Origin of the sequence: Mucilaginibacter antarcticus, from assembly GCF_042686155.1 — a bacterium.
Lineage (GTDB): Bacteria > Bacteroidota > Bacteroidia > Sphingobacteriales > Sphingobacteriaceae > Mucilaginibacter > Mucilaginibacter antarcticus.
Window position 1 is genome coordinate 84672 of the sequence record NZ_JBHUON010000007.1, and the last position, 23869, is coordinate 108540.

A 23869-nucleotide genomic window follows, 5' to 3' on the forward strand; every position below is an offset into this window, starting at 1 on the left:
CTATCCCGCATAGCACCTTTAACGTATAAAACCATGTTTGTGTTGCGTGGCGACGTAAAATTTAATAAAAACGACAAACGGCTTATTAGCAAATGTATTATTAGCCTATCTTTATCCAATTATTAAAAACCGACCGACGAATGAAGCTTGTTTACCGTAAGGCCTCTTTTTTGTATTTACTTTCGATATTACCATTAGCTGCTCTTGCTCAATCCGGTACCAATGCGGATGGTTCTAACTTAAATTCTTTACGTACCGCTACTCCTTTTTTAAACATTTCGCCTGATTCACGTTCAGGTGCTATGGGCGAGGCTGGTGCGGCCATATCGCCGGATGTCAATGCAAATTACTGGAACCCGTCTAAACTTACTTTTATTGAGGGTAATACCAACGGTATATCCGCATCATATAGCCCATGGCTAAGGCATTTAGTGCCCGATGTTAGTTTGTCTTATTTGAGCTATTACCATCATCTGGACGACCGTAACACCATAGGCGCTTCATTACGTTATTTCAACTTAGGTTTGATACAGCTTACTGACCGTATGGGGACCGACCAAGGCACGTATCGCCCTAATGAGTTCTCTATTGATGGTTCGTTTGCGCGCAAGTTTGGCGACAATTTTTCATTGGGCCTAACCTTACGTTATATTCACTCCGATTTGTCCAGTCAGTCATTCGCTGCCGGCTCAACAGAAACCACTAAAGCCGGCAACGCTGTTGCTGCAGATATATCCATGTATCACAAGAGTGAAATGCAGCAGTTTGGCAAAGATGCGGTATTCTCTTATGGGGTTAATATATCCAACATAGGCACTAAGATGAGCTACTCTGAAGTGGGGCAATCATACTTTTTACCCACTAATTTAAGGGTAGGCTTAGCCAACACCGTTAATATTGACGACTTTAACCAGGTTACCTTTGCGCTTGATTTTAATAAGCTGCTAGTGCCAACCCCACCCAAGCGCGACGCCAATGGTTTAATTATTAGTGGCAAGAATGATGATGTTTCTGTTCCTGCAGGTATATTCGGTTCCTTTTCTGACGCTCCGGGCGGTTTTAGCGAGGAGTTGAAAGAGGTTTCCGTTTCGCCGGGTGTAGAGTATTTATATGATCAGCAATTTGCCATTCGCGGTGGGTACTTTTACGAGAATGCAGCTAAAGGCGGCCGGCAATACCTAACCTTGGGTGTGGGCCTTAAGTACGACGTTTACCGCTTTGATTTTTCATACCTGGCTGCCAGGCAGCAAAATAGCCCATTGGCCAATACCCTGCGGTTTACGCTGGTCGTTAATTTTGGGAGCAACAAGTAGTTATGGGTAAAATTAGAGTAGGCTTTGGCTTTGATGTACATCAGCTAAGAGAAAATCACCCCTTTGTTTTAGGCGGAGTTAATTTAGAGCATCATTCAGGAGCTTATGGGCACTCTGATGCCGACGTGATGCTGCACGCCATTTGCGATGCCCTGTTAGGGGCCGCCAACCTTCGCGACATCGGCTTCCACTTCTCTAACACGGACGACCGCTGGAAGGGCATTAGCAGCCTTAAACTGTTACAGCACGTTATGGTACTGCTGCGTGAAAAAGGCTGGGAGATAGGCAACATAGACGCTATGGTGTGCCTTGAAGCACCCAAGATCAATCCGCATATCCCTGCGATGATTACCCATATTGCCGGTGCCGCCGGTATCAGCGAAGAAGACATCTCTATCAAGGCCACCACTAACGAGCAACTTGGCTTTATAGGCCGCGAAGAAGGCGTTGTAGCCTATGCTGTTTGTTTGATTGAAAAAGCTTAGCAACTTGCCTTAAACTCATCCTTGTTTCACGCGCGTGTGCAACAGATGTTTTTTGGTAATTTACCGCCTTGTGGCCAATTTCCGGCTTGCAAATCTCCTAATTATATTAAGTTTGTAATACCATTTATACAGTAAGCGAGGGTAAAAAACCAAGATTATACATAGTTTTATCAGCATAAAACCATGTGAAAAACCACCATTTATGAAACTAAACAGAACCGTATTGACCGTGGGCTTTAGCGCCATGGCTATTGTTACCGTCATTGGGCTGTCCGGTCTGAAAAAAGCCGCTGTAAAACCTGCCGACAATCGCCCGAACATTGTTCTGATCATGGCAGACGATATGGGCTTTAGCGATGTTGGTGCGTATGGTGGCGAAATCCCTACACCGAATATTGACGGTATTGCTAAAAGCGGCATCAGGTTTACCCAGTTTTATAATACATCGCGCTGCTGCCCAACCCGGGCATCATTGCTTACGGGTTTGTATTCGCACCAGGCAGGTGTAGGCCAAATGGCCGAAGATCCTTTTGGCAACGCGGCCGACGATCCGTTCCATTGGGGCACACCGGCTTACCAGGGGTTTTTAAGCAACAACAGCCGCACCATTGCCGAGGTTTTAAAACCGGCAGGCTACCACACTTACATGACCGGCAAATGGCACCTGGGTATGCACGGACAAGAGAAATGGCCGGTACAACGCGGTTTCGAAAAATATTACGGCATACTAGCCGGCGCCAGCAGTTACTTAAGGCCAGCCCAGCCACGTGGTTTAACCTACATGAACCAGAATCTGGCCGCGCCCGATTCGGCTTATTACACCACTAATGCCTTTACCACCAATGCTATAGATTTTATCAGGGAGCAAAAGGATGATAAACCCTTCTTTTTATACTTAGCCTACAACGCGCCGCACTGGCCATTGCAGGCATTGCCCGAGGATATTGCCCTATTTAAAGATAAATACAAAGTTGGTTGGGACGCTATCCGTAAGGCACGTTTTGAAAACCAACTTAAGCAGGGAATTTTTGATAAAGATTTCAAATTATCCAATCGCGATGAGCGGGTGCGCAGCTGGGATAAGCTAACACCTGTTGAACAAGAGCGGGTGAGCTACCGCATGGCAGTTTACGCGGCTATGGTTTATCGCATGGATCAAAATGTGGGCAGACTGATTAATCACCTGAAGAAAACAGGTAAGTATGAAAACACCATATTTATCTTCCTGTCAGACAATGGCGCGTGTGCCGAGAGTTATGACGAGCAGGGTAGCGGCGATACATCGCTGATCAACAGCCCTAAATATTCGTCCGTGTCTTATGGTATGGGTTGGGCCAATGCCAGCAACACGCCATTCCGCAAATGGAAAAACCGCCCCGAAGAAGGCGGGATGACCGCGCCATTCATGATCTCGTGGCCGGCCAAAGCAGGTAAAACCTATCAGCCCGGCAGCTTTAACCGCACCCTTTGCCACCTGATAGACTTGATGCCAACGTTTATGGAAGTATCGGGCGCTAAATATCCGGGTACTTTTAATGGTAAACCAACCCCCGAATTGCAGGGCCGCAGTATTATGCCGGCACTGGCAAGTAAGCCGTTATCGGTTCACCCTTACCTGTTTTTTGAGCACGAAAATAATTGCGCCGTACGCAAAGGCGACTGGAAAGCCGCCAAAGCTATCAAAGACACACAATGGCGCCTGTTCAATTTAGCAACAGACCGCGCCGAAGAGCACAATGTTGCCCAGCAACACCCCGATATTGTAAAAGATCTGAATGATCACTGGCAGGAGTGGGCCGTGAAGAATGGCGTTTTGAATAAAAAGAAATCTTGATCTATTGATCGCATTGCTGGTGTAACATTACATCCCGCGATGATTTTATCTCCCCCGTTAATCCGGGCTAGCTCAAAGAAAAGGAAATCGTGATGTACTGTCATTGCGAGGTACGAAGCAATCGCACGGAGCTTGGTGTACACTATTCTGCGTTCACGTCACGTTTCGTTATTCCGTTTAACGCGACTTTTATTAGAGATCACTCAATAATACAAGTGCACAATTCAATTAAACTATTCTGTATATTTAATTATGTTAATAATCTGGCAGGGTTTCAAAAATATGGGACGACTTGCCAATCATATAGACCAATGTCATTAATAGCGTTGATGATATTGTGTTAATTGCACTTTCAAGTTATTGTTATGATTAATATTTTTCAGGTGCCCGACAAGGAAAGAAATTACCAGGGATACATGGTATATGCACTTTCTATCATATGGTCTATCGTAACTGGTGCAACAGTTTCTCTCGGCTTTTTTTTCTTTCCGGATTTGTGGACCCGATGGATGACCTTTTTGGTTGGTTCTATATTTATAGGGATCACCAATCTTACCATAAATTGCCTGGGCTATCACCGCGCTGCAAGTTGGTCGCTTGCAATTATGCTGTGGGTGTACATCACTATACCTTGTTACACGGCCGGCGGGATGGTGGCCCCGGGAATTATATCGCAAATGAGCGTTATCTTAACTGCCGGCTTTTTACTGGGCTGGCGGGGCGGACTTATATGCGGTTTGTTAACCGTAGGCGTTGACTTTGTTTTCGCATACATGGAAGTAATAGGCAGCCTGCCTCAGCCGGTAGTATTACATACCCCCATTACACGTTGGCTAGGTACCGCTATTCCTTTCGGCACAATCCTTTCCCTGCAATACTATGCTACAAATCACTTGCGTACAAGTTTGGTTTCGCTGCGCCAGGAAATATCTAAACGGGAGGAAGCCGAAAACATTAAGGATGAAGCACTATATAGCCTTCAAGAGCGCGTTAAAGAGTTAAAAACGCTTTACGTGGTAAGCGACTTGTTAAGAAAAGACGACATTACTTCTGAAAAAACATTTACCGGGATAGCCGAAACTCTTCCGTCCGGTTGGCAATATCCGGAAATAACGGCTGCCTGTATATCTGTAGCAGGTAAAAAATATCAAACAAGCAACTTTAGGCCTGCGGAGCATAGGCTTTATACTAAGGACGTAACAGCCAAAGGGATAGATCTGGAAATAGAGATAGTCTATTTGAAAACAATGCCGGTGGCTGATGAGGGACCCTTTTTGAGCGAGGAGCGTAATTTGATTGATATGTTAGGAGAGATGCTCAAAATTCATTTAGAACAGCAGGAAAGAGCTATCGAGTTACGCGATTATAAATTTGCGTTAGATGCTGCCGCCATTGTAAGTGTGTCAGGCGTTGATGGCTGTTATAATTTTGTTAACGAAAATTTTGTTAAGATTAGCAAATATGATGTGAATGAACTAAGGGGCGCCTACCATAGCATTATCTGGTCGGGTTATCATCCTCCTGAATATTTTGACGAATTACGGGTTGCGATGCAAAACGGAGCGACTTTTAGGGGGCAATTTTGTAACAAAGCAAAAGATGGATCTTTGTATTGGGTCGATTCGACCATTGTTCCGTTTTTAAATGAGGAGGGGGAGGTTTATCAATATTTATCTATTGATCAAGATATTACCGAGCATAAAAAGGCTCAGGAAAAAATAGAGCAAAGCGAGTTATTGCTCAGGAAGATAACAAGCCAGGTACCGGGCAATACTTATATGTTTGAAATGCCGGAAGGCGGGCTGCCCAAAATACTTTTTATGAATCAGGGTACTAACCCATTTAACCAACGTTTTAATATTGCTGATACCTTGACGGACCCACAAAAACCATGGGAAATAGTGTATGCAGATGATATAGCGCAGTTTAATATCGCCATGCAGGATGCTTGCAGAACAAATTCGGCTTTAAGTTTTCAGTATAGAGTTATGATCAATGATGAGCTGCAGTGGCGATGGATGCAGGCGGTGCCTGATATAGAGAAAGATGGTAAGGTTGTATGGTATGGAGCAACAAGCGACATAACACCGCTTGTTGATTATGTAACATCAATAGAGCAAATAATTTACGACGTTGCACACGTAATGCGCAGGCCAATTTGCACAATGCTTGGGATGACCAAACTTATTATTGACGATCAGCTAACAGCAGCTGAACTTAAACAGCACTCGAGAGCCTTTATCATATAGCTAAAGAGATGGATGATTTTATCCGAGCATTAAACAATGCCTATCAACAAAAAAAGGAAGCTACGCTCTTCAATTTTGATATATCCTCGCCAATTGATAAAAGAGATTCTTTATTTAGTTAAAAGACGCTTTGTATGCCCGAATAAGAAGATTGACGGCGTGCGATTGATTTTCGGATAGTCTTAATGAACTATGTATCTTAATTTTTTTGCAAAGCCTGGTATTTAATCCCGTTGGCGGGATCAGCTTTGCTTAAAATGTTCATGGCTTCCAGCCGGGGTTGGGGTTCGGTGTTGGCGTATATAGCTACTAATTCGTCGGCTTTGGCGGCGTAGAATGCAATTGGCAGCATGGCGCCAATGCGTTGCCTGTTAATTTGTGACAGGGTAGGCAGTAAAGCAGAGATCACTTTACGCGCTTTACCGGCATTATCTGCCATAATATCTAAACCGTTACGATGGTAATCATACAAGAAAAGGCGCATTGGCTCATAAACCTTATTGTTAAGGTTTTCGGCCAGCCAGTAGCGGTTAGCATTGCCATCAAAACCTTTCCAGCCTTTGTACGACGATGTTTGCGCGTTAGTGGCCACAATTTGTGCCAGATTATAATAGTAGCCGCCACCCAGTTTAGTAAAGGTATCGGCATCCATACCGGCAATTATGTACGCGTAAAATGCCATTACCGAGCCCAGGTTTGATTGAAAGTTTTGATCATTATAGTCAATAGACTGCCCCTCGTTATAAATAAATTCGAAGTCTTTATCATTTACGCTAACCACCGTGCTGGTATAATTAGTGTTAAACACCGGGCGCGACGACTGTATTTGCAGCTCGCCGGTAAACTTGGTAGCGTTGTCCCACGCTGTTATGTTTAAAATGAAGTTGCACTCAATGCGCTCTTGCGGCTTTACGGGTTCTGTCAACCACTTTTTGCCGTTCAAAAAATCCTTCATCGCTGTCTCTAACGATTGAAAGATACGCTTGTTGGTAGTTTGTATTTTGGGTGTAAGTACAGTTACATGTGCGTTAAGGTCCTGCGCGTTGGCGCCGAAACCTATTAAAAGCAATGCTATATAAATACTAAGCCTTTTCATTTTTTAAGATCGATATTATTTTTTGGCAGATATCTTTAGCAACATCATCTTTGCTTTTTAAGTCGAAGGTGGTTTTTTGCAGCTGCTTATCTATAATGGTGATCTTGTTGGTGTTGGTTTTAAATCCGGCCCCCTCATCACTTAAGGAATTTAGCACAATAAAATCAAGATTCTTGCGCTTCAACTTGTCGATAGCGTTTTGTTCTTCGTTGTTGGTTTCTAACGCAAAACCTACCAATAGCTGGCCCGGTTGCTTATTATCGCCCAAAAACTTTAATATGTCGGTGGTCTTTTTTGTTTCTATGGTGAGGCCGCCGCCATCCTGTTTCTTTATTTTTTGCGTTGCAATGGTCACCGGCGTATAATCTGCCACCGCTGCGCTCATGATACAGAGTTTAGCGTCGGTGTAGTTCTCCAGGCAAGCCTCCAGCATTGCGGCGGCGCTGGTAACATCAATCCGTTTAACCGTACGTTGCTTGCTTTGTTGTGCCGATGGTCCGGATATTAAAGTAACATCGGCACCCAGCCGCGCCAGCTCATCCGCGATAGCGAAACCCATTTTGCCCGACGAATGGTTACCGATAAACCTTACCGGGTCAATAGCCTCGTAAGTAGGCCCGGCCGTCACTATTGCTTTAATACCCACCAGTGGTAGTTTCTTTCTAATATTGGCGATCAAAAATTCCATGATCTCTTCAGGTTCGGCCATGCGGCCCTCACCATGCAAGCCACTGGCCAGTTCGCCGGTGCCGGGGGCAATCATTATATTACCAAAAGAATGTAAGGTGTTAATATTGGCTTTGGTTGATGCATGTTTCCACATATCAAGGTCCATAGCCGGGGCAAAGTACACCGGGCATTTGGCCGACAAGTAAACCGCCGTAAGCAAATTGTCAACCAAACCGGTGGCCATTTTAGCCAGGGTATTGGCGCTAACCGGTGCAACTACCATTACATCGGCCCAAAGGCCAAGCTCTACGTGGTTATGCCATTCGCCGGTTTCGGCCACAAAGTAATCTGTATATACCGGGTTTTTTGATAGGGTAGCCAGGGTAAGCGGAGTAATAAAATTGGTAGCATCGGGTGTCATCACCACCTGTACATGGGCGCCGGCTTTAACCAGCAGCCTAACCAGCGTTGCCGATTTGTATGCGGCAATACTGCCGCAAATACCTAATAGTACGTTTTTACCTTCAAGCATAAGCCCCCTAACCCCCTAAAGGGGGAATAATAAGTAAAATTAGAAAAATCCTAAGACAAAAAAACTCCCATACGGGAGTTCTATATTGTATGCCTTTGCTCCCCCTTTTAGGGGGCAGAGGGCTATTGTTGATCTTCTTTAGCCGGGTTACGATAGTAGATCTTACCATCTAAAAACTCCTGTACTGCTACCAAACTTGGTTTAGGCAATTTCTCGTAATATTTAGAGATCTCAATTTGCTCGCGGTTTTCAAACACTTCTTCAAGGTTATCGTTTACCGATGCAAACTCAGAAAGTTTACCGTGCAATTCTTCTTTAATATTGTTCGAGATCTGGTTTGCCCTTTTTGACATAACTACCAGCGACTCATAGATATTGCCTGTTTCTATATCCAGTTCGCGCAAATCGCGGGTTACTGTGCTGTTTGCAATTGCAGGTTTAACTGCTGCTGCTGCAGGGTTGTTATTAGTGTTGTTACTCATATCTCTTTTATTTATGGAGTTTTTTTGTTAAGCTCCGGGGTTACTGATCGTGGTTGTTTATAAACAGAATCTTTTTTAGCCAGCTTGCGTGCCAGTTTATCATCATTTTCTGCCTGGGCAATTATTCTCTTAGTTTGAACTATACCGTCCTGGCTGTCTTTTTTTAGCAGTTGGGCCTCGGCGGTGTATTTACTGCCTGGGTACTTCTCAAAAAACTGATCAGCATACGTCATAGCCTGGTTATAGCGCTCCTCTTGTTTGTACTCGCGGCTTTGGTGAGCGTACTCATACTGGGCCTTTATCATTAAATACTCAAGCTCCTCGGCGTATTTAGTATCAGGGTAATCGCGCAATGTATTGTTAAACGCAATAACTGCCGATTGGTTGTTGCCTATGTTTAAATAAAGCTTAGCGTTCTCGTACGATTTTCTTTCTAACCTGTCGCGCAAATCCTGAATCAATTTACTGGCCTCCGCAACACGGTCGCTTTTGGGGTAAAGGTTGATAAACAATTGCAGCTTATCAATACACTTAAAAGTATTCTCCTGGTCTAACGAGTAAACCGGTGCGTCAAGATAGTAGCAATAAGCCGTTAAAAACCTTGCCTCTTCTGCTCGGGGGTCAGACGGGTACGATGTAGCAAACTCATTAAAGTGGTATGCTGCCGCAGTGTAATCCTTAAGCTTGTAATTAGTCATAGCATTAAGGTAAAACAAATCGGTAGCGCCGTCAGTACCACGGTAGCGCGACAGCAAGGTTTCAAACAAGCCTAACGCCTTGTCATATTCCTTCTTGTCGTACAGCCTCTTTCCTTCCTGAAACTTTTTAGCGTTATCATTACTTGCCTTAAGCTTCTCGTACTTGCTTTTACAGCTAATGGCGCCAACAAGCAATACTATATATAAGCCTACAAATAATGGTAATTGTTTTTTAAACATTTTGCAAAGATAATCAATATTATAAATCAGTCAATTATTTATTTGAGTGCTAATATATAGGCTCCTTTTTACTATGTATATATATAGTGCCTCATTTAACATCTTTTAACCTTTAATATTGTGCCGCGTGTTGGCAAAAGCATAAGGCGCCATACTATATATACTAACGTGATGATTACTATATATAAGGTGCAGTAATGGATGGGCTTTGCAATATCAATAATGAACCGGCTTGGGATGGTGTATATTGACTGACTATATATATGTATAGGGGGGCGACTGTATATAGTTATTATATATATGGTGATGCGCGATTACATACTTGCTACTATTATCAGGGCTTCAAAAAAACCTACCCTACCGTAGACCTATTACTTATAATAGAAATAATGGCTATTTGTAAAGGTCTGAGCGATGATATGCATAATCCCTGCAATTTTTTCGTGCTGATTTGCAAAGTGTTATCTATACACCATCATTTTTTTGTATCAGGGATTTGCACAAACGGAAACTATGCGTACCTTTGCAGCCCGCAAAAGAGTTAGCGGGACTCGTTCTAAAAGACATCAAAAAAAGGTAAAAAAATTATATGAAAATATAATTTGGAGATTCGAAAAACAATCATACCTTTGCAGCCCGATCAAAAGGGAAGTTCTTAAAACATAACGAGAATGAAAAGGCCAGAAATTATTTTAGAAATAAAGTTTGGTAAATTAAAAAAGGTTGTTACCTTTGCAACCCGATCAAAAGGGAGCACAAAATAAGAAAGCCGCCGGGAGCAATTCCTGGCAGAAAGTTAACGAGAGTTAGCGAGATAAAAAATGAATAGTTAAGCCGAGGCAACGAGGCGAAAGCATATAAAGGCCCACTGCGACAGTGGATAAGCCGCACAGTTCTTTTAGGAAATAGAAAATCATATAGTAGCGGGCTTTAAGTTCTTACCCAAGGCTTAAAGTTTGCAAACACAAAGAGAAGGATTTTAGCGTAAGATATTGTATAAAGATATATATACAATGATTAATTAAGATTCTGTTATTTATAATAGGGTCAGAGCAATCAAACATAACATTTTACAATGGAGAGTTTGATCCTGGCTCAGGATGAACGCTAGCGGCAGGCCTAATACATGCAAGTCGGACGGGATTGAGGAGCTTGCTCTTCATGAGAGTGGCGCACGGGTGCGTAACACGTATGTAACCTACCCATATCAGGGGGATAGCCTCTCGAAAGAGAGATTAAGACCGCATAAAATCACATTGCAGCATTGCAAAATGATCAAATATTTATAGGATATGGATGGGCATGCGGAACATTAGCTAGTTGGTAAGGTAACGGCTTACCAAGGCTACGATGTTTAGGGGATCTGAGAGGATGGCCCCCCACACTGGTACTGAGACACGGACCAGACTCCTACGGGAGGCAGCAGTAAGGAATATTGGTCAATGGACGAAAGTCTGAACCAGCCATGCCGCGTGCAGGAAGACGGCCCTACGGGTTGTAAACTGCTTTTGCAGGGGAATAAACCTCGATACGTGTATCGAGCTGAATGTACTCTGAGAATAAGGATCGGCTAACTCCGTGCCAGCAGCCGCGGTAATACGGAGGATCCAAGCGTTATCCGGATTTATTGGGTTTAAAGGGTGCGTAGGTGGCCTGTTAAGTCAGGGGTGAAAGACGGTAGCTTAACTATCGCAGTGCCCTTGATACTGATGGGCTTGAATGAACTAGAGGTAGGCGGAATGTGACAAGTAGCGGTGAAATGCATAGATATGTCACAGAACACCAATTGCGAAGGCAGCTTACTATGGTTTTATTGACACTGAGGCACGAAAGCGTGGGGATCAAACAGGATTAGATACCCTGGTAGTCCACGCCCTAAACGATGAATACTCGATGTTGGCGATATACAGTCAGCGTCTAAGCGAAAGCGTTAAGTATTCCACCTGGGGAGTACGCCCGCAAGGGTGAAACTCAAAGGAATTGACGGGGGCCCGCACAAGCGGAGGAGCATGTGGTTTAATTCGATGATACGCGAGGAACCTTACCCGGGCTTGAAAGTTAGTGAATAGAGCAGAGACGCTCTAGTCCTTCGGGACACGAAACTAGGTGCTGCATGGCTGTCGTCAGCTCGTGCCGTGAGGTGTTGGGTTAAGTCCCGCAACGAGCGCAACCCCTATGTTTAGTTGCCAGCACGTTAAGGTGGGGACTCTAAACAGACTGCCTATGCAAATAGAGAGGAAGGAGGGGACGACGTCAAGTCATCATGGCCCTTACGTCCGGGGCTACACACGTGCTACAATGGTTGATACAGAGGGCAGCTACCTGGCAACAGGATGCCAATCTCACAAAGTCAATCACAGTTCGGATTGGGGTCTGCAACTCGACCCCATGAAGTTGGATTCGCTAGTAATCGCAGATCAGCAATGCTGCGGTGAATACGTTCCCGGGCCTTGTACACACCGCCCGTCAAGCCATGGAAGTTGGAAGTGCCTGAAGTGCGTAACCGCAAGGAGCGTCCTAGGGTAAAGTCGATAACTGGGGCTAAGTCGTAACAAGGTAGCCGTACCGGAAGGTGTGGCTGGAATACCTCCTTTCTGGAGCAGTATCTTACCTTTCTTTTCATTAAGTTAGCAAAACTGTTGCTATATGATTATTTTCTAAAATTAGTTTAGCAGGGCTTCGGCTTATGCTATTAACTAATAAACGTAAACCCAAGGATGAAATCACTCAGTATATTAGTACTGATCACATCTGGGAGACAAGATTGTAAGAGATTACGATGACGATTTACGAAATCTAAAATCGTAGATCAGAAATCTAAGATCACATAGTCCTGTAGCTCAGTTTGGTTAGAGCACTACACTGATAATGTAGGGGTCAGCAGTTCAAATCTGCTCGGGACTACAAAAGATAAATCTTTCGGGGGATTAGCTCAGCTGGCTAGAGCACCTGCCTTGCACGCAGGGGGTCAACGGTTCGAATCCGTTATTCTCCACCAAGTATCTATCAGAGGGTATATTATATACCTGACGTAATACGAACGTTCTTTGACATATTGAAAGAAGTAATAACAAGAGAAAACAACAGATAGAGACAGTTGTAGGCTTTTGAAGGAACTTGATGAAAGAAACAAGTGTAAGATTCGTCTTGCGTTTTGAATATTGAATCTTGAACTGGAGAAACGACGACTTATCTAAATAATAAAAAGCATACCGTGCGGCGCAAAAGGCGCATGAGTAGAAGAAAGTAAGAAAGGGTACACGGGGGATGCCTTGGCTCTCAGAGGCGATGAAAGACGTGATAAGCTGCGATAAGCTTCGGGGATTAGCAAATATGAATTGATCCGAAGATTTCTGAATGGGGAAACCTAACTAGTTGAAGACTAGTTGCAATAGCGCAAACCTGCCGAACTGAAACATCTAAGTAAGCAGAGGAAGAGAAAATAATAATGATTTCCTGAGTAGTGGCGAGCGAAAGGGAAAGAGCCCAAACCTATTATGTTACGGCATAATAGGGGTTGTAGGACCACAATATGAATATCAAAATGAATTAGAACAGGGTGGGAAACCTGGCCATAGAGCATGAGAGCTGCGTATAAGTAAGTAATGATAGGATAGTGGTATCCTGAGTACCGCGAGGTCGGAGACGCCTTGTGGGAATCTGCCAGCACCATCTGGTAAGGCTAAATACTCCTGAGAGACCGATAGTGAACTAGTACCGTGAGGGAAAGGTGAAAAGAACCCCGAACAGGGGAGTGAAATAGAACCTGAAACCGTGTACTTACAAGCGGTCGGAGCGGACTTGTTCCGTGACGGCGTGCCTTTTGCATAATGAGCCTACGAGTTACTCTTCTCTGGCAAGGTTAAGTGTTTAAGACACGGATCCGAAGCGAAAGCGAGTCTGAATAGGGCGTATAGTCAGAGGAGGTAGACGCGAAACCTTGTGATCTACCCATGGACAGGTTGAAGGTGCCGTAACAGGTACTGGAGGACCGAACCGATAAACGTTGAAAAGTTTCCGGATGATCTGTGGGTAGGGGTGAAAGGCTAATCAAACTGGGAAATAGCTCGTACTCCCCGAAATGTTTTTAGGAACAGCCTGGCGGTTGAGTTAATAAGAGGTAGAGCTACTGATTGGGTGCGGGGGAGTCAAATCCTACCAAATCCAGACAAACTCCGAATGCTTATTAATATACGCTGGAGTGAGGCTATGGGTGCTAAGGTCCATGGCCGAGAGGGAAAGAACCCAGACCATCAGCTAAGGTCCCCAAATTACTGCTAAGTTGAACTAACGAGGTCCGATTGCATAGACAGCTAGGATGTTGGCTTGGAAGCAGCCATTCATTTAAAGAGTGCGTAACAGCTCACTAGTCGAGCGATCGGGCATGGATAATAAACGGGCATTAAGCAGTATACCGAAGCTATGGATTTCAATAATATTGATCTGGTAGGGGAGCATTCTAATTGCCGGTGAAGCAGGAAGGTAACTGACTGTGGAGGACTTAGAAAAGCAAATGTAGGCATAAGTAACGATAAGGCGGGAGAGAAACCCGCCCACCGAAAGACTAAGGTTTCCTGATCAACGCTAATCGGATCAGGGTTAGTCGGGGCCTAAGGTGAAGCCGAAGGGCGTAGCCGATGGACAACTGGTTAATATTCCAGTACGTTTTATAACTGCGATGCAGTGACGGAGTAGTGAAACTGACGCGAACTGACGGAATAGTTCGTTAAAGGCCGTAGGTATAGGTTTGGTAGTTAAGTACGCCAGATTTGCTGAAAGCCGATAGTACTCTGAGCCTTCGGGTAAGGAGATAGTTCAGGTAATCAGACTTCCAAGAAAACCTGCTAAGCTTCAGGTTATAAAACCCCGTACCGTAAACCGACACAGGTAGTCGAGGAGAGAATCCTAAGGTGCTCGAGTGAATCATGGCTAAGGAACTCGGCAAAATGGCCCTGTAACTTCGGGAGAAGGGGCGCTGGCAGCAATGTCAGCCGCAGTGAAAAGGCCCAGGCGACTGTTTAACAAAAACACATGGCTATGCAAAATCGAAAGATGACGTATATGGCCTGACACCTGCCCGGTGCCGGAAGGTTAAGAGGGGATGTTAGGGTTAAACCGAAGCATTGAATCGAAGCCCCGGTAAACGGCGGCCGTAACTATAACGGTCCTAAGGTAGCGAAATTCCTTGTCGGGTAAGTTCCGACCTGCACGAATGGTGTAACGATCTGGGCGCTGTCTCAGCCATGAGCTCGGTGAAATTGTGGTATCGGTGAAGACGCCGGTTACCCGCAACGGGACGGAAAGACCCCATGCACCTTCACTACAACTTAACATTGATATCGGATACAGGATGTGTAGGATAGGTGGGAGACTGTGATCCGGCTTCGCTAGGAGTCGGTTAGTCAACGTTGAAATACCACCCTTTCTGTATTTGGTGTCTAACCCTTCATTGAGGGGGACATTGTTTGGCGGGTAGTTTGACTGGGGTGGTCGCCTCCAAAAAGGTAACGGAGGCTTTCAAAGGTAAGCTCAGTACGCTTGGTAACCGTACGAGGAGTGCAATAGCATAAGCTTGCTTGACAGTGAGACAGACAAGTCGAGCTGGGTCGAAAGACGGATATAGTGATCCGGTGGTTCTGCATGGAAGGGCCATCGCTCAAAGGATAAAAGGTACGCTGGGGATAACAGGCTGATCTCCCCCAAGAGCTCATATCGACGGGGAGGTTTGGCACCTCGATGTCGGCTCGTCACATCCTGGGGCTGGAGAAGGTCCCAAGGGTTGAGCTGTTCGCTCATTAAAGTGGCACGCGAGCTGGGTTCAGAACGTCGCGAGACAGTTCGGTCCCTATCTGTTGTGGGCGTTGGAAGTTTGAGTGGGGCTGACCTTAGTACGAGAGGACCGGGTTGGACTAACCTCTGGTGAATCTGTTATGCCGCCAGGTGTATTGCAGAGTAGCTACGTTGGGAATAGATAAGCGCTGAAAGCATCTAAGTGCGAAACTAGCCACAAGATGAGACTTCCATTGAGGGCCGTAGCAGACTACTACGTTGATAGGTTATAGATATAAAGGTGGTGACATCATAGTCGAGTAATACTAATCGCCCGAAGCTTTCTTCGTGTTGGATTTATAGGGTGGATATAGCAATATATTCACCCGACCAAAACTAGCAGACAGATAATTAATTACTGTTGTTTTCTCTTATACTTACTTCTTTCAATAATATGTCATTGTTTGTAGTCCGAAAGCCGGAAAGTCTGAAAAGACCGGAAGACCAAGGATCATTAACAAATACAAAATTGGTTTACAGCAATGTAAGCTATAAAAACCTTCAGGTGCCTATATCGGCGGTGTCTACCTCTTCCCATTCCGAACAGAGAAGTCAAGCCCGCCAGAGCCGATGGTACTGCGGTAAAACGTGGGAGAGTAGGTCGGTGCCCAATTTTATAAAGCCTTCAATCGTATGATTGGAGGCTTTTTTGCGTTAAATCGGATTTGGAGCTGAGACGCCTGTACCGGCAACGACTTGATTATTAACCATTCATACGTTATCTTAGCAACAAGTTAAAACCCTGATTAACCGACTATTGCTAATGAAAAAGATAGTACTATTACTGTTTTTAATCCCCAACATATGTTTTGCTCAACGAGAGAGAACTATCGATAGCTTAATAGACCAGGCTAAGAAAAGCTTTTTTAGCGATTACAACAAAACTATCGCATTAAGTAGTCGCGCGATAAAGCTCAGTAGAATTTCTAAAAACTTTGCCAAAGAGGCAACTGCTTACAACATTAAAGGGTTAGGCCACCAATTTAAAGGCGAACTTGACAGCGCATTAGCCAGCCTTCAACGCGCGCAGGTGTTGGCGGCAAAAGTTAATGATCCGCTCTTGTCTGGGAAGATTAGTGGTAGTTTGGGATCAACCTTTTTTAGGCTGGGCAAGTATGATAAGTCATTATATTATGGCTTTGAGGGCTTGAAGTTTATGGAAAAAGCAAGGGACACCAGTGGAATCGCACGCTTGATGGCTGATATTGCCAACAGTTTTATTATGCAAAAACTTTATAATAAGGCTATTGAGTATTTAATGCGGGCTATCGTTTTGGCGCAAAAAGCTAATGAAAATGCCGCGACGGGCAATTTTTATAACTCTTTGGGCGTAACATATAACAACATGTCCCGACTTAGTGAAGCAGAGGCTGCTTTTCAAAAGGCACTTAAAATTTTCAAGGCAAACAATAATATAAAAGGACAGCTATCAACAATAGTTAATGTCTCTGAACTTAATAATTTACTCAAACGGCCCGTCAGCATTCCGGATTTAATGAATGGCGAGAAAATTGCCATCCAATTGGAAGATAAGCAGCGTTTAGGCGAAATCTATAACCTGCTGTCCCAGGAGTATCGCCGTCGTGGCAACACTGTCGAGGCGTTAAAATATATTGAACTGTCGATAAAATACGAAGAAAGTGCCAAGGATATTGACAACCTGATAGGAGCGCTTAAAGAACAATCGTTTCTTTACAGCGATACCAAACTATTTGAAAAAGCCTACGAGACGCGTATGCGCATTAGCGTTTTACAGGATAGCCTTTATAATACAAAGGTGCTCAGACAACTGCACGAAACTGAAGTCAAATATGAAACTGAAAAGAAGCAGCGACAAATAGAGCTTTTGAATAAGCAGTCCACCATTCAAGGTCTAGAAATTAACAATAAAGAATTATTACTAAATAACCAAAGCTTAACCTTGCGGGAAACCCGTCAGCATCTGCGCTCTAAAAACCTTGAGGCTAAAGCCAAGGGGCAACAAGTGGTCTTGCTCAACAAAGAAAATACTATACAGAAGCTATCTATCGCCAGTCGTAATCAAACCATCGGCGTTATTGCCGGATTATTTCTGTTGGCCGCGATGTTTTCGGGATTATTTTATAGCCGCACTAAATTGAAGCAGAAGGCATTGTTACAGGCCCAAATGCTTGCGCAGCAAGAAACACTTACCCGTGCGGTTATAGAGGCTGAAGAAAAAGAGCGCCAGCGCATAGCCAGTGATTTGCATGATGGTGTGGGCCAGTTATTTTCGGCTGTTAAAATGAATATGAACGGTCTGTTTGATCGTATTGAGATAAAGCGCGAAGAAGACCGGTTCTTAGTAGAAAAAACCATGGCTTTGGTTGACGAAAGCTGTAAAGAGGTGCGTTCTATATCGCACCAAATGATGCCAAACAATATTCTGCTGCGCTCGGGCATATCATCTGACGTGAAAAGTTTTATTGAGAAGTTAGACTCTGAGAGCCTCAAAGTGAATTTGGAAGCTAACGGTTTTAAAGACCGGATTGAGAGCAATGTAGAAGTGGTACTCTATCGTGTGATACAGGAGTCGGTTAATAACGTTATCAAGCATGCTAAAGCTACTCAGCTGGATATCATACTCAGTCGTACCGGAGACGGTATTAATGTGCTAATTAAAGATAATGGGGTAGGCTTTAACCTGGCCGACCGCAGTAGCTTTGACGGTATCGGGTTGGGTAACATCGAAACCCGTATAGAATACTTGAAGGGCAAAGTAGTTTACAACTCTGCGCCTGGCAAAGGTACCCAGGTTAACGTTTCTGTACCAATATAAAGGTTGCCGGAATTTTCTGATTAACTGGCTGATTATTAATCTTTTTAATAAAAATATACCTTTGAATTTACACAGCTAATCGCTATATTTATAGGATACTACCCCAATTGATATATGAAACATTTGATTAAACTCACCGCAGCGTTAACCATAGGTTTAAGTTTGGCGCTTTCGTCGTGTAAAAAAGCAGACTCTACGGCCAATAAACCGGTTGACAGGACCGATTATAACGCCCTGAGCAAGCAAATAGCACTGAGCTTTTATAAATCTTTAAATAGCGGATCGAGAGGCTTCAAGGCCAGTAGCACCGGCGGAAGACGCGTTAACAGCACCGGCCCACAATGCGGCGATGTGGTTGTCACTCCAACTAACAGTATACAAATCGGCGACACTACCCGTGTAGTTACCGGCAACACCGTGTTTACTTATCTTTGCAACGGTGGCGTGCTTAACGAATACAGTCTTGCAGATACCTTAAGGACGCAAGAAACCGGCGTAGGCTTTGAAAGCATTTACACCACTGCACAAAATTACAGCACCCGCGCTGTTGATGTGAGCTACTTAAAAAGTATAAGCAATGGTAAAATGTCTGTGGGGTATTTTCAACGTAAGGTTAATAACAACGGCGTAACAACCGATCAGTTAAGTTGGGCAACGCACTACACGTTAGTTAATGTTGCGGTAACTCAAACTGTTGATGGCGCAGTGATAACCGGTGGGCAGGCTAACTTTACTTCAACAGTTTACCATAAGGATGATGTTATTGATATTAACGGGTGGTCTGACGAGCACATTGGCTATATCACTTTTCAGGGTAATGATATAATTAAAGTAATATTTGGAAACGCTCAAGGGTTTACCGGCACCTATCTGGTTAATATCAAAACAGGCGCTGCTATACAATTATAACAGTATTATACAAAGTAGCAAAGCCCTGCCTGTTTGGGCGGGGATTTGCTATTTTTAAGGGAATTATTAGACCTTTTATTTCACCACTTCTTTCTCCAGCTCGTCGCTATCATTGTGGGCTATCTTTTTTACGTAAAGCTCGTCAACCAAAATAATAACAATCGCCAGCATCGGTACGGCCAGTATTACCCCCAGTGCGCCGGACACGGTACCCATAATAAGCTGGCTGATCAACGTTAGCGCAGGTGGCAGATTGATCATTTTTTTTTGGATAAGCGGGGTTATAATATTAGCTACGATAGTTTGGGACGTGATATAGATTATAGCCACCAGTATAGCCATATTAGTGCTCACGGTGAAAGCCAATAATACGCCCGGAATCATTGCTATCAACGAGCCTATACTAGGCACTATCTCTAACAAACCGGTAATAAGGGCCAATATCAGTGCTACCGGCATACCCACAATGGTTAATGCAGTGCCTATCAATATAGTGATGCACAGCATAGAAAACAATGTGCCCTTTAGCCAGCCTTTTAATGACAGGCTAATACGATCCATAATACATGAGCCAAGCTCTTTTTTGCTACGTGGCACCAACAGCAATATCCCGTCTTTATATAGCGATGGGTTGGTGGTGAAAAATATGCCCAGGAACAGGATGATATACATATCGCCCAATACCCCAAAAGTGGTACTGAAAAAGCCCGGAATGGAGCTCATCAGCTTGTCTGAATTAAAGCCTGATAAACCATGCAATATTTTTTGACCTACAGCGCTTTGCCCCAACTTGGCTTGTGCAGTTGCAATGGTTTTTGGCAAGGTATTGCTAAGCTCGGCTACCTGTGCCTGCAGTGTAGTACCCATAAACCAAAATATCGCCCCCAAAAATATAACAGTAACAACTACAGATATGGTCATCGAAGCTTTGCGACCGAGTTTGGTACGGCGTTGTATGGCATCGCCCAGGCCGTGAAAGTATACCGACAGCATAGCTCCTGCCAATACCAGTAATAAAATATCAAAGGCTACGCGCACTACCAGTATAGTTACTACCAGCAAGGCAACAATGCCTACGGTTTGCCATACTTTGGTAATGTAACTTGATTCTTCTGCTATTTCCGACGACGGTTTGGGTTTGCTTGTTGCCATATTGTTAAATGTTATAACAATACGGGCAAAGCGCCAAAATGTTTTGCGCCTTGATGCGGGCTGTGAGAATCTGTTAGTTTAATAAAGCCTATATAAAGTCCAATGCTCAGTTTCATACGCTTTTTCGAGCGTGGAGTTGCCACTATTACTCATTTGGTAAACAACAGGACTGTAACGGGTATTTAAGATAGAGTAGCCGGCGAGGCGGTTACGGTTATTGGCAATTAAAATATAACTCACGTACTGGCCGGGCGTTTCAACGGCGCTGATAAAGTTTTCCTGGTAGGGCAGTACCATATCGTTTACGTTATTTACAAAAGCTACTATTGGATAAGCTATGGCATCGTCAATCATTACCCTCGTACCATCTGGCAAGCCGTTAATGTAATTTGCCATATCGCGGTTTTCGTCCTGCTCGTCTTCTTCCTCTTGCTTAATGTTGCGATTTTTAATAGTAGTTATAAAGTTTCGCTCGTCCTCCATCATTGAGTTTGACAAGAAATAGTACCCGGTGCCAAACTGTACCACTATTATAAGGGCAAGAACGATTTTTAGTGGGATAGTATTTTTAACCGGTTGAACCTTGATAATGAAACACAACAGGGCTAATATTAAAAACATCAGGTAATACTGGTGCGAAATAAATACTTTGTCGTATTTAATGTGCAGAAACTCTACAAATGCGAAGGGCGTTAACAAGGTTAATATCTGGTACGGTTTGTCTCTGAATAAGGCTACCGCGAAAACCATAAGCGGGCAAAAGATGATCATTCGAGCTGATATCAATAAAGAAACTTCCGGCGACTTAAAATCGCGGTTAAGCGTTACGGTTTCGTAAATAAAACGCTCGGCCAGTACTGTCCAGGTAGCGTATGGGCTATTCATGAAATAATCGGCGTCGTTAGCATTAGTAAGGTTAAGAAGCTTATAACACACAATAGACGCTATAGGCAACACAAACAAAATAACGTATAAGGCAAACGTTTTATTAATCAGCTTACGCCTTAACGACGGGCTGTTAAAACTTTGCGTCATCCTAAAAATAGATTCTTTCTCGGCCAGATTTAATGATTGTAGGGAAATAGAAAATACTAAGGGAATAAAGAATAATGTCAGCCAGATAAACTTATAATCGCAAAACAACAGCAACACCAGGCAAATACTGGCGATTGATACGTGAAATGTAGTGTTTGAAGTGTAGTACTTAAATATGTTAAGGAAGAACATATAGAAAAATATCAGCACCATGTATATTGCCTTACCAGACGCAGCCACGTAAAGGATTCCGGGATGAAGCAAAAATGTAAGTAGTAATAAAAACAGGTAAAAATCATCCTGCGTTTTTTTTACCAATGTACTTGCCATAAGGTAAAACAGTGCTGCAGTACCCAATGCTGATGCTATAACCGGCGCCATCAACGGGCTTATGGTAGTGAACGGAAAGGTGGCAAAAAACGGTAGAGGTGGCGAAGTAAGGCCAATAACCTTGAGCTTGTAGCCCGCACCTTCAAATATAATGCGCACCTTCTCAACGTAAAAAAGTGTTTCCTGGTTAAAGTACCCCAGGCTGTGCATATATACGCCAAAAATAAGGTAGTATATGGCTACAACCGCAGTTACAATGGCCAGGCTTTGGCTGCGCGATATATTGAGGCTTAAATTAAACTTCATCAGTAGTTGGCGAAGAATGCGAGTTTACTTTACTTAAACCATGATTGGTTTTTTCCCAATAAAACGGTTTTACTATTAATTGGTAGAGGCCTTTATATGCCGCCCAAGAGTGCAATAGCCAATAAATGGGGTTGGCAATGGCAAATAATATCAGCTCGTAATAGCGGCGTTTAAATACAGCCATCATGTTTACATAGATCATTAGTATGTTACCTACCATAAGGTTGATGATTGACATAAACAACACCCAATCCGGGAAGAAGGAGCGGATGGATGTTAAATCGAACATCAGGTAACATAAAAATATACCCAGCAGCAACGGATAAACCAAAAAGGTAATTGGCGTAGCGCCGATAAAGAAGTTAAAGCCCAGGAAACCTTTCCAGCCAATTTTTTTCCAAAGCTTAACAGGATTACGCATGTGTACCAGGTGGCTTTGCATATAACCCTTAATCCAGCGCGAGCGTTGGCGTACCCAGTTAAACATTTCGTTGTTGGCTTCCTCGTAAGTTGTAGAGTTTATAATAGCCACTTTATACCCCTTAGCGTAAGCACGCACACCTAGGTCGGCATCCTCGGTTACGTTAAACGGATCCCAGCCGCCAAGCTCAATTAAAAACTCAAACTTAAAGTGGTTACTGGTGCCACCCAGCGGGATAGGGATATCGAAGGTATCTAGCCCAGGTAGCATATAATCAAACCAATAAGAGTACTCCAGGGTAAACATACGGGTCAGAAAGTTCTCGCCCCGGTTAAAGTAGTTTAGCGCGCATTGTATTACAACATAGTTGCTTGGCAGCTTAGCAAATAGCGTTACAATTTTTTTAAGCTGATCGGTGTCCGGAACGTCCTCTGCATCATAGATCGTTAAAAATGTGCCCCTTGAAAAGTGAAGCCCGTAGTTACAGGCTTTAGGCTTGGTTTTTGGCATGTGGAAAGGCACAACAATAACCTCAAACACGGCTGGGAAATCAAGGTTGCGTACCGCGTTAAGTGTTTTGTCGTCATCCTCTTCTATCAGCAGTTTAATATCCAGCTTCTCGCGTGGATAATCTAAGCTCTGCAAGTTCCATATCAATTTTTTAATCAGCTTATCTTCCTTGTAAACCGGCAGGTGTATGGTGTAAATAGGTAAATCCTCATCAACAACCTGGCGCACTTCTTCGCGGGTTACCGCCTGGTGCAGTTCAAACCTTGATCCTACCAGTGCCAGGAAGAGTTTGAAAATGATAGATATCAGGAAGAATGAGCTTAAGATTACATTGATAGCAATGGATGTGTTTACAAAATTTACCATCAAGCCAATAACTACAAGCGCAAACATGCCGAAGGTAAAAATAAGCTGTGGTGTAGTAAACGTAGTTAATGCGGAGCTATCAGGGTCGCGGTTCAATAACTCAAATACGGCCGATTTTACGTATTTCTGCCCCAGCAAAATGTGGCTAAGCCAGGTAATATCAAGGTCTGATGCCAGGATGATCTCCGGCTCCATATCATAGGTAAACTTTATATAGTCTATAAACAGCTCATCGCTGGGGTTGGCCATTAAAGTTACTATTTTACCGTTTTGCACCCGTAATGGCAGCGCCAAATGTGCGTCGCAAAATTTTAGTTCGGTTTTTTCAAGTACGTCAAGGTCGTAGTCTTCCTCGCGTATCTGCCTAAATTCCCAACCGGCATTGGCTAATGAGCGCTCATAGTTTTTACGGCTCAGGTAGCCAAAGTTAAGTAGTATTTTTATATACGATAATCCCGATCTTTTTGAAAAATCTTCGATCTTGTCTTGATCGGCTTGTGTCATAAAGCCGTCTTTGATCAAAAGCTCAGGAATGGTTAACTGCATTATACGTTAAATAAAATGTTACACTATTAAACAACTTATTGTTATTTGGTACTGATGTAAATATTGATCC

The 23869-nt window shown here is 43.7% G+C and carries 13 protein-coding genes, 2 tRNA genes and 3 rRNA genes; 11 read left to right on the forward strand and 7 right to left on the reverse strand.

Going from position 1 to position 23869, the window contains the following annotated elements:
• Positions 1–140: 140 nt before the first annotated feature.
• From porV to ACFSYC_RS07950, 4 genes are all read left to right on the forward strand, one after another.
• The gene (gene porV / locus ACFSYC_RS07935) at positions 141–1313 is read left to right on the forward strand and encodes a type IX secretion system outer membrane channel protein PorV (protein WP_377125411.1); all 1173 of its coding nucleotides are present in this window, start codon (positions 141–143) and stop codon (positions 1311–1313) included.
• Positions 1314–1315: 2 nt separating this feature from the next.
• On the forward strand, positions 1316–1798 hold the full coding sequence (gene ispF, locus ACFSYC_RS07940; RefSeq protein WP_377125414.1) for a 2-C-methyl-D-erythritol 2,4-cyclodiphosphate synthase: 483 nt from the start codon (positions 1316–1318) through the stop codon (positions 1796–1798).
• 202 nt (positions 1799–2000) lie between these two features.
• A complete protein-coding gene (locus ACFSYC_RS07945; RefSeq protein WP_377125416.1) occupies positions 2001–3632 on the forward strand; it encodes an arylsulfatase in 1632 nt (543 codons plus the stop codon).
• Between the two features lie 365 nt (positions 3633–3997).
• Positions 3998–5881, forward strand: coding sequence for a PAS domain-containing protein (locus ACFSYC_RS07950; protein ID WP_377125419.1), 1884 nt, complete (start codon positions 3998–4000; stop codon positions 5879–5881).
• Between the two features lie 199 nt (positions 5882–6080).
• On the opposite strand, the gene porD is transcribed toward ACFSYC_RS07950, so the two are convergent.
• From porD to ACFSYC_RS07970, 4 genes are all read right to left on the reverse strand, one after another.
• The gene (porD, locus tag ACFSYC_RS07955) at positions 6081–6977 is read right to left on the reverse strand and encodes a type IX secretion system protein PorD (RefSeq protein ID WP_377125422.1); all 897 of its coding nucleotides are present in this window, start codon (positions 6975–6977) and stop codon (positions 6081–6083) included.
• Positions 6964–8178: a bifunctional phosphopantothenoylcysteine decarboxylase/phosphopantothenate--cysteine ligase CoaBC gene (coaBC, locus tag ACFSYC_RS07960; protein ID WP_377125425.1), complete on the reverse strand. Its 1215-nt coding sequence runs from the start codon at positions 8176–8178 to the stop codon at positions 6964–6966. Before coaBC ends, porD begins: the two co-directional genes overlap by 14 nt.
• A gap of 122 nt (positions 8179–8300) precedes the next feature.
• Positions 8301–8660, reverse strand: a complete 360-nt coding sequence (locus ACFSYC_RS07965; protein WP_377125428.1) for a DNA-directed RNA polymerase subunit omega — start codon at positions 8658–8660, stop codon at positions 8301–8303.
• 11 nt (positions 8661–8671) lie between these two features.
• On the reverse strand, positions 8672–9598 hold the full coding sequence (locus ACFSYC_RS07970; RefSeq protein WP_377125431.1) for an outer membrane protein assembly factor BamD: 927 nt from the start codon (positions 9596–9598) through the stop codon (positions 8672–8674).
• Between the two features lie 1072 nt (positions 9599–10670).
• On the opposite strand from ACFSYC_RS07970, the gene ACFSYC_RS07975 reads away from it, so the two are divergent.
• From ACFSYC_RS07975 to ACFSYC_RS08005, 7 genes are all read left to right on the forward strand, one after another.
• A 16S ribosomal RNA gene (locus ACFSYC_RS07975) occupies positions 10671–12192 on the forward strand.
• A 235-nt stretch (positions 12193–12427) separates the two neighbouring features.
• Positions 12428–12502 (forward strand) — tRNA-Ile (locus ACFSYC_RS07980).
• 17 nt (positions 12503–12519) lie between these two features.
• A tRNA-Ala gene (locus ACFSYC_RS07985) sits at positions 12520–12596 on the forward strand.
• A gap of 241 nt (positions 12597–12837) precedes the next feature.
• Positions 12838–15717 (forward strand): 23S ribosomal RNA (locus ACFSYC_RS07990).
• Between the two features lie 211 nt (positions 15718–15928).
• A 5S ribosomal RNA gene (gene rrf / locus ACFSYC_RS07995) occupies positions 15929–16040 on the forward strand.
• The 16S, 23S and 5S rRNA genes sit together here with 2 tRNA genes alongside, the layout of an rRNA operon.
• A gap of 150 nt (positions 16041–16190) precedes the next feature.
• On the forward strand, positions 16191–18224 hold the full coding sequence (locus tag ACFSYC_RS08000; RefSeq protein WP_377125434.1) for a tetratricopeptide repeat-containing sensor histidine kinase: 2034 nt from the start codon (positions 16191–16193) through the stop codon (positions 18222–18224).
• Between the two features lie 114 nt (positions 18225–18338).
• Positions 18339–19133 (forward strand): hypothetical protein, encoded by a 795-nt coding sequence (locus ACFSYC_RS08005; RefSeq protein ID WP_377125437.1) that lies wholly within the window; start codon positions 18339–18341, stop codon positions 19131–19133.
• A gap of 75 nt (positions 19134–19208) precedes the next feature.
• On the opposite strand, the gene ACFSYC_RS08010 is transcribed toward ACFSYC_RS08005, so the two are convergent.
• The 3 genes from ACFSYC_RS08010 to ACFSYC_RS08020 form a co-directional block, all read right to left on the reverse strand.
• Entirely contained in the window at positions 19209–20285 is a 1077-nt protein-coding gene (locus tag ACFSYC_RS08010; RefSeq protein WP_377125440.1) for an AI-2E family transporter, read from the reverse strand.
• 78 nt (positions 20286–20363) lie between these two features.
• Entirely contained in the window at positions 20364–21956 is a 1593-nt protein-coding gene (locus tag ACFSYC_RS08015; RefSeq protein WP_377125443.1) for a hypothetical protein, read from the reverse strand.
• Positions 21946–23799 carry a glycosyltransferase family 2 protein gene (locus ACFSYC_RS08020; RefSeq protein ID WP_377125446.1) on the reverse strand — a complete coding sequence of 618 codons (1854 nt, stop codon included), beginning with the start codon at positions 23797–23799 and terminating at the stop codon, positions 21946–21948. The genes ACFSYC_RS08015 and ACFSYC_RS08020 overlap by 11 nt, the downstream gene beginning before the upstream one ends.
• Positions 23800–23869: the final 70 nt, after the last annotated feature.

Coding starts and splice junctions, on each gene's coding strand:
- porV (WP_377125411.1), top strand. CDS start 141: ATGAAGCTTGTTTACCGTAAGGCCTCTTTTTTGTATTTACTTTCGATA.
- ispF (WP_377125414.1), top strand. CDS start 1,316: ATGGGTAAAATTAGAGTAGGCTTTGGCTTTGATGTACATCAGCTAAGA.
- ACFSYC_RS07945 (WP_377125416.1), top strand. CDS start 2,001: ATGAAACTAAACAGAACCGTATTGACCGTGGGCTTTAGCGCCATGGCT.
- ACFSYC_RS07950 (WP_377125419.1), top strand. CDS start 3,998: ATGATTAATATTTTTCAGGTGCCCGACAAGGAAAGAAATTACCAGGGA.
- porD (WP_377125422.1), bottom strand. CDS start 6,977: ATGAAAAGGCTTAGTATTTATATAGCATTGCTTTTAATAGGTTTCGGC.
- coaBC (WP_377125425.1), bottom strand. CDS start 8,178: ATGCTTGAAGGTAAAAACGTACTATTAGGTATTTGCGGCAGTATTGCC.
- ACFSYC_RS07965 (WP_377125428.1), bottom strand. CDS start 8,660: ATGAGTAACAACACTAATAACAACCCTGCAGCAGCAGCAGTTAAACCT.
- ACFSYC_RS07970 (WP_377125431.1), bottom strand. CDS start 9,598: ATGTTTAAAAAACAATTACCATTATTTGTAGGCTTATATATAGTATTG.
- ACFSYC_RS08000 (WP_377125434.1), top strand. CDS start 16,191: ATGAAAAAGATAGTACTATTACTGTTTTTAATCCCCAACATATGTTTT.
- ACFSYC_RS08005 (WP_377125437.1), top strand. CDS start 18,339: ATGAAACATTTGATTAAACTCACCGCAGCGTTAACCATAGGTTTAAGT.
- ACFSYC_RS08010 (WP_377125440.1), bottom strand. CDS start 20,285: ATGGCAACAAGCAAACCCAAACCGTCGTCGGAAATAGCAGAAGAATCA.
- ACFSYC_RS08015 (WP_377125443.1), bottom strand. CDS start 21,956: ATGAAGTTTAATTTAAGCCTCAATATATCGCGCAGCCAAAGCCTGGCC.
- ACFSYC_RS08020 (WP_377125446.1), bottom strand. CDS start 23,799: ATGCAGTTAACCATTCCTGAGCTTTTGATCAAAGACGGCTTTATGACA.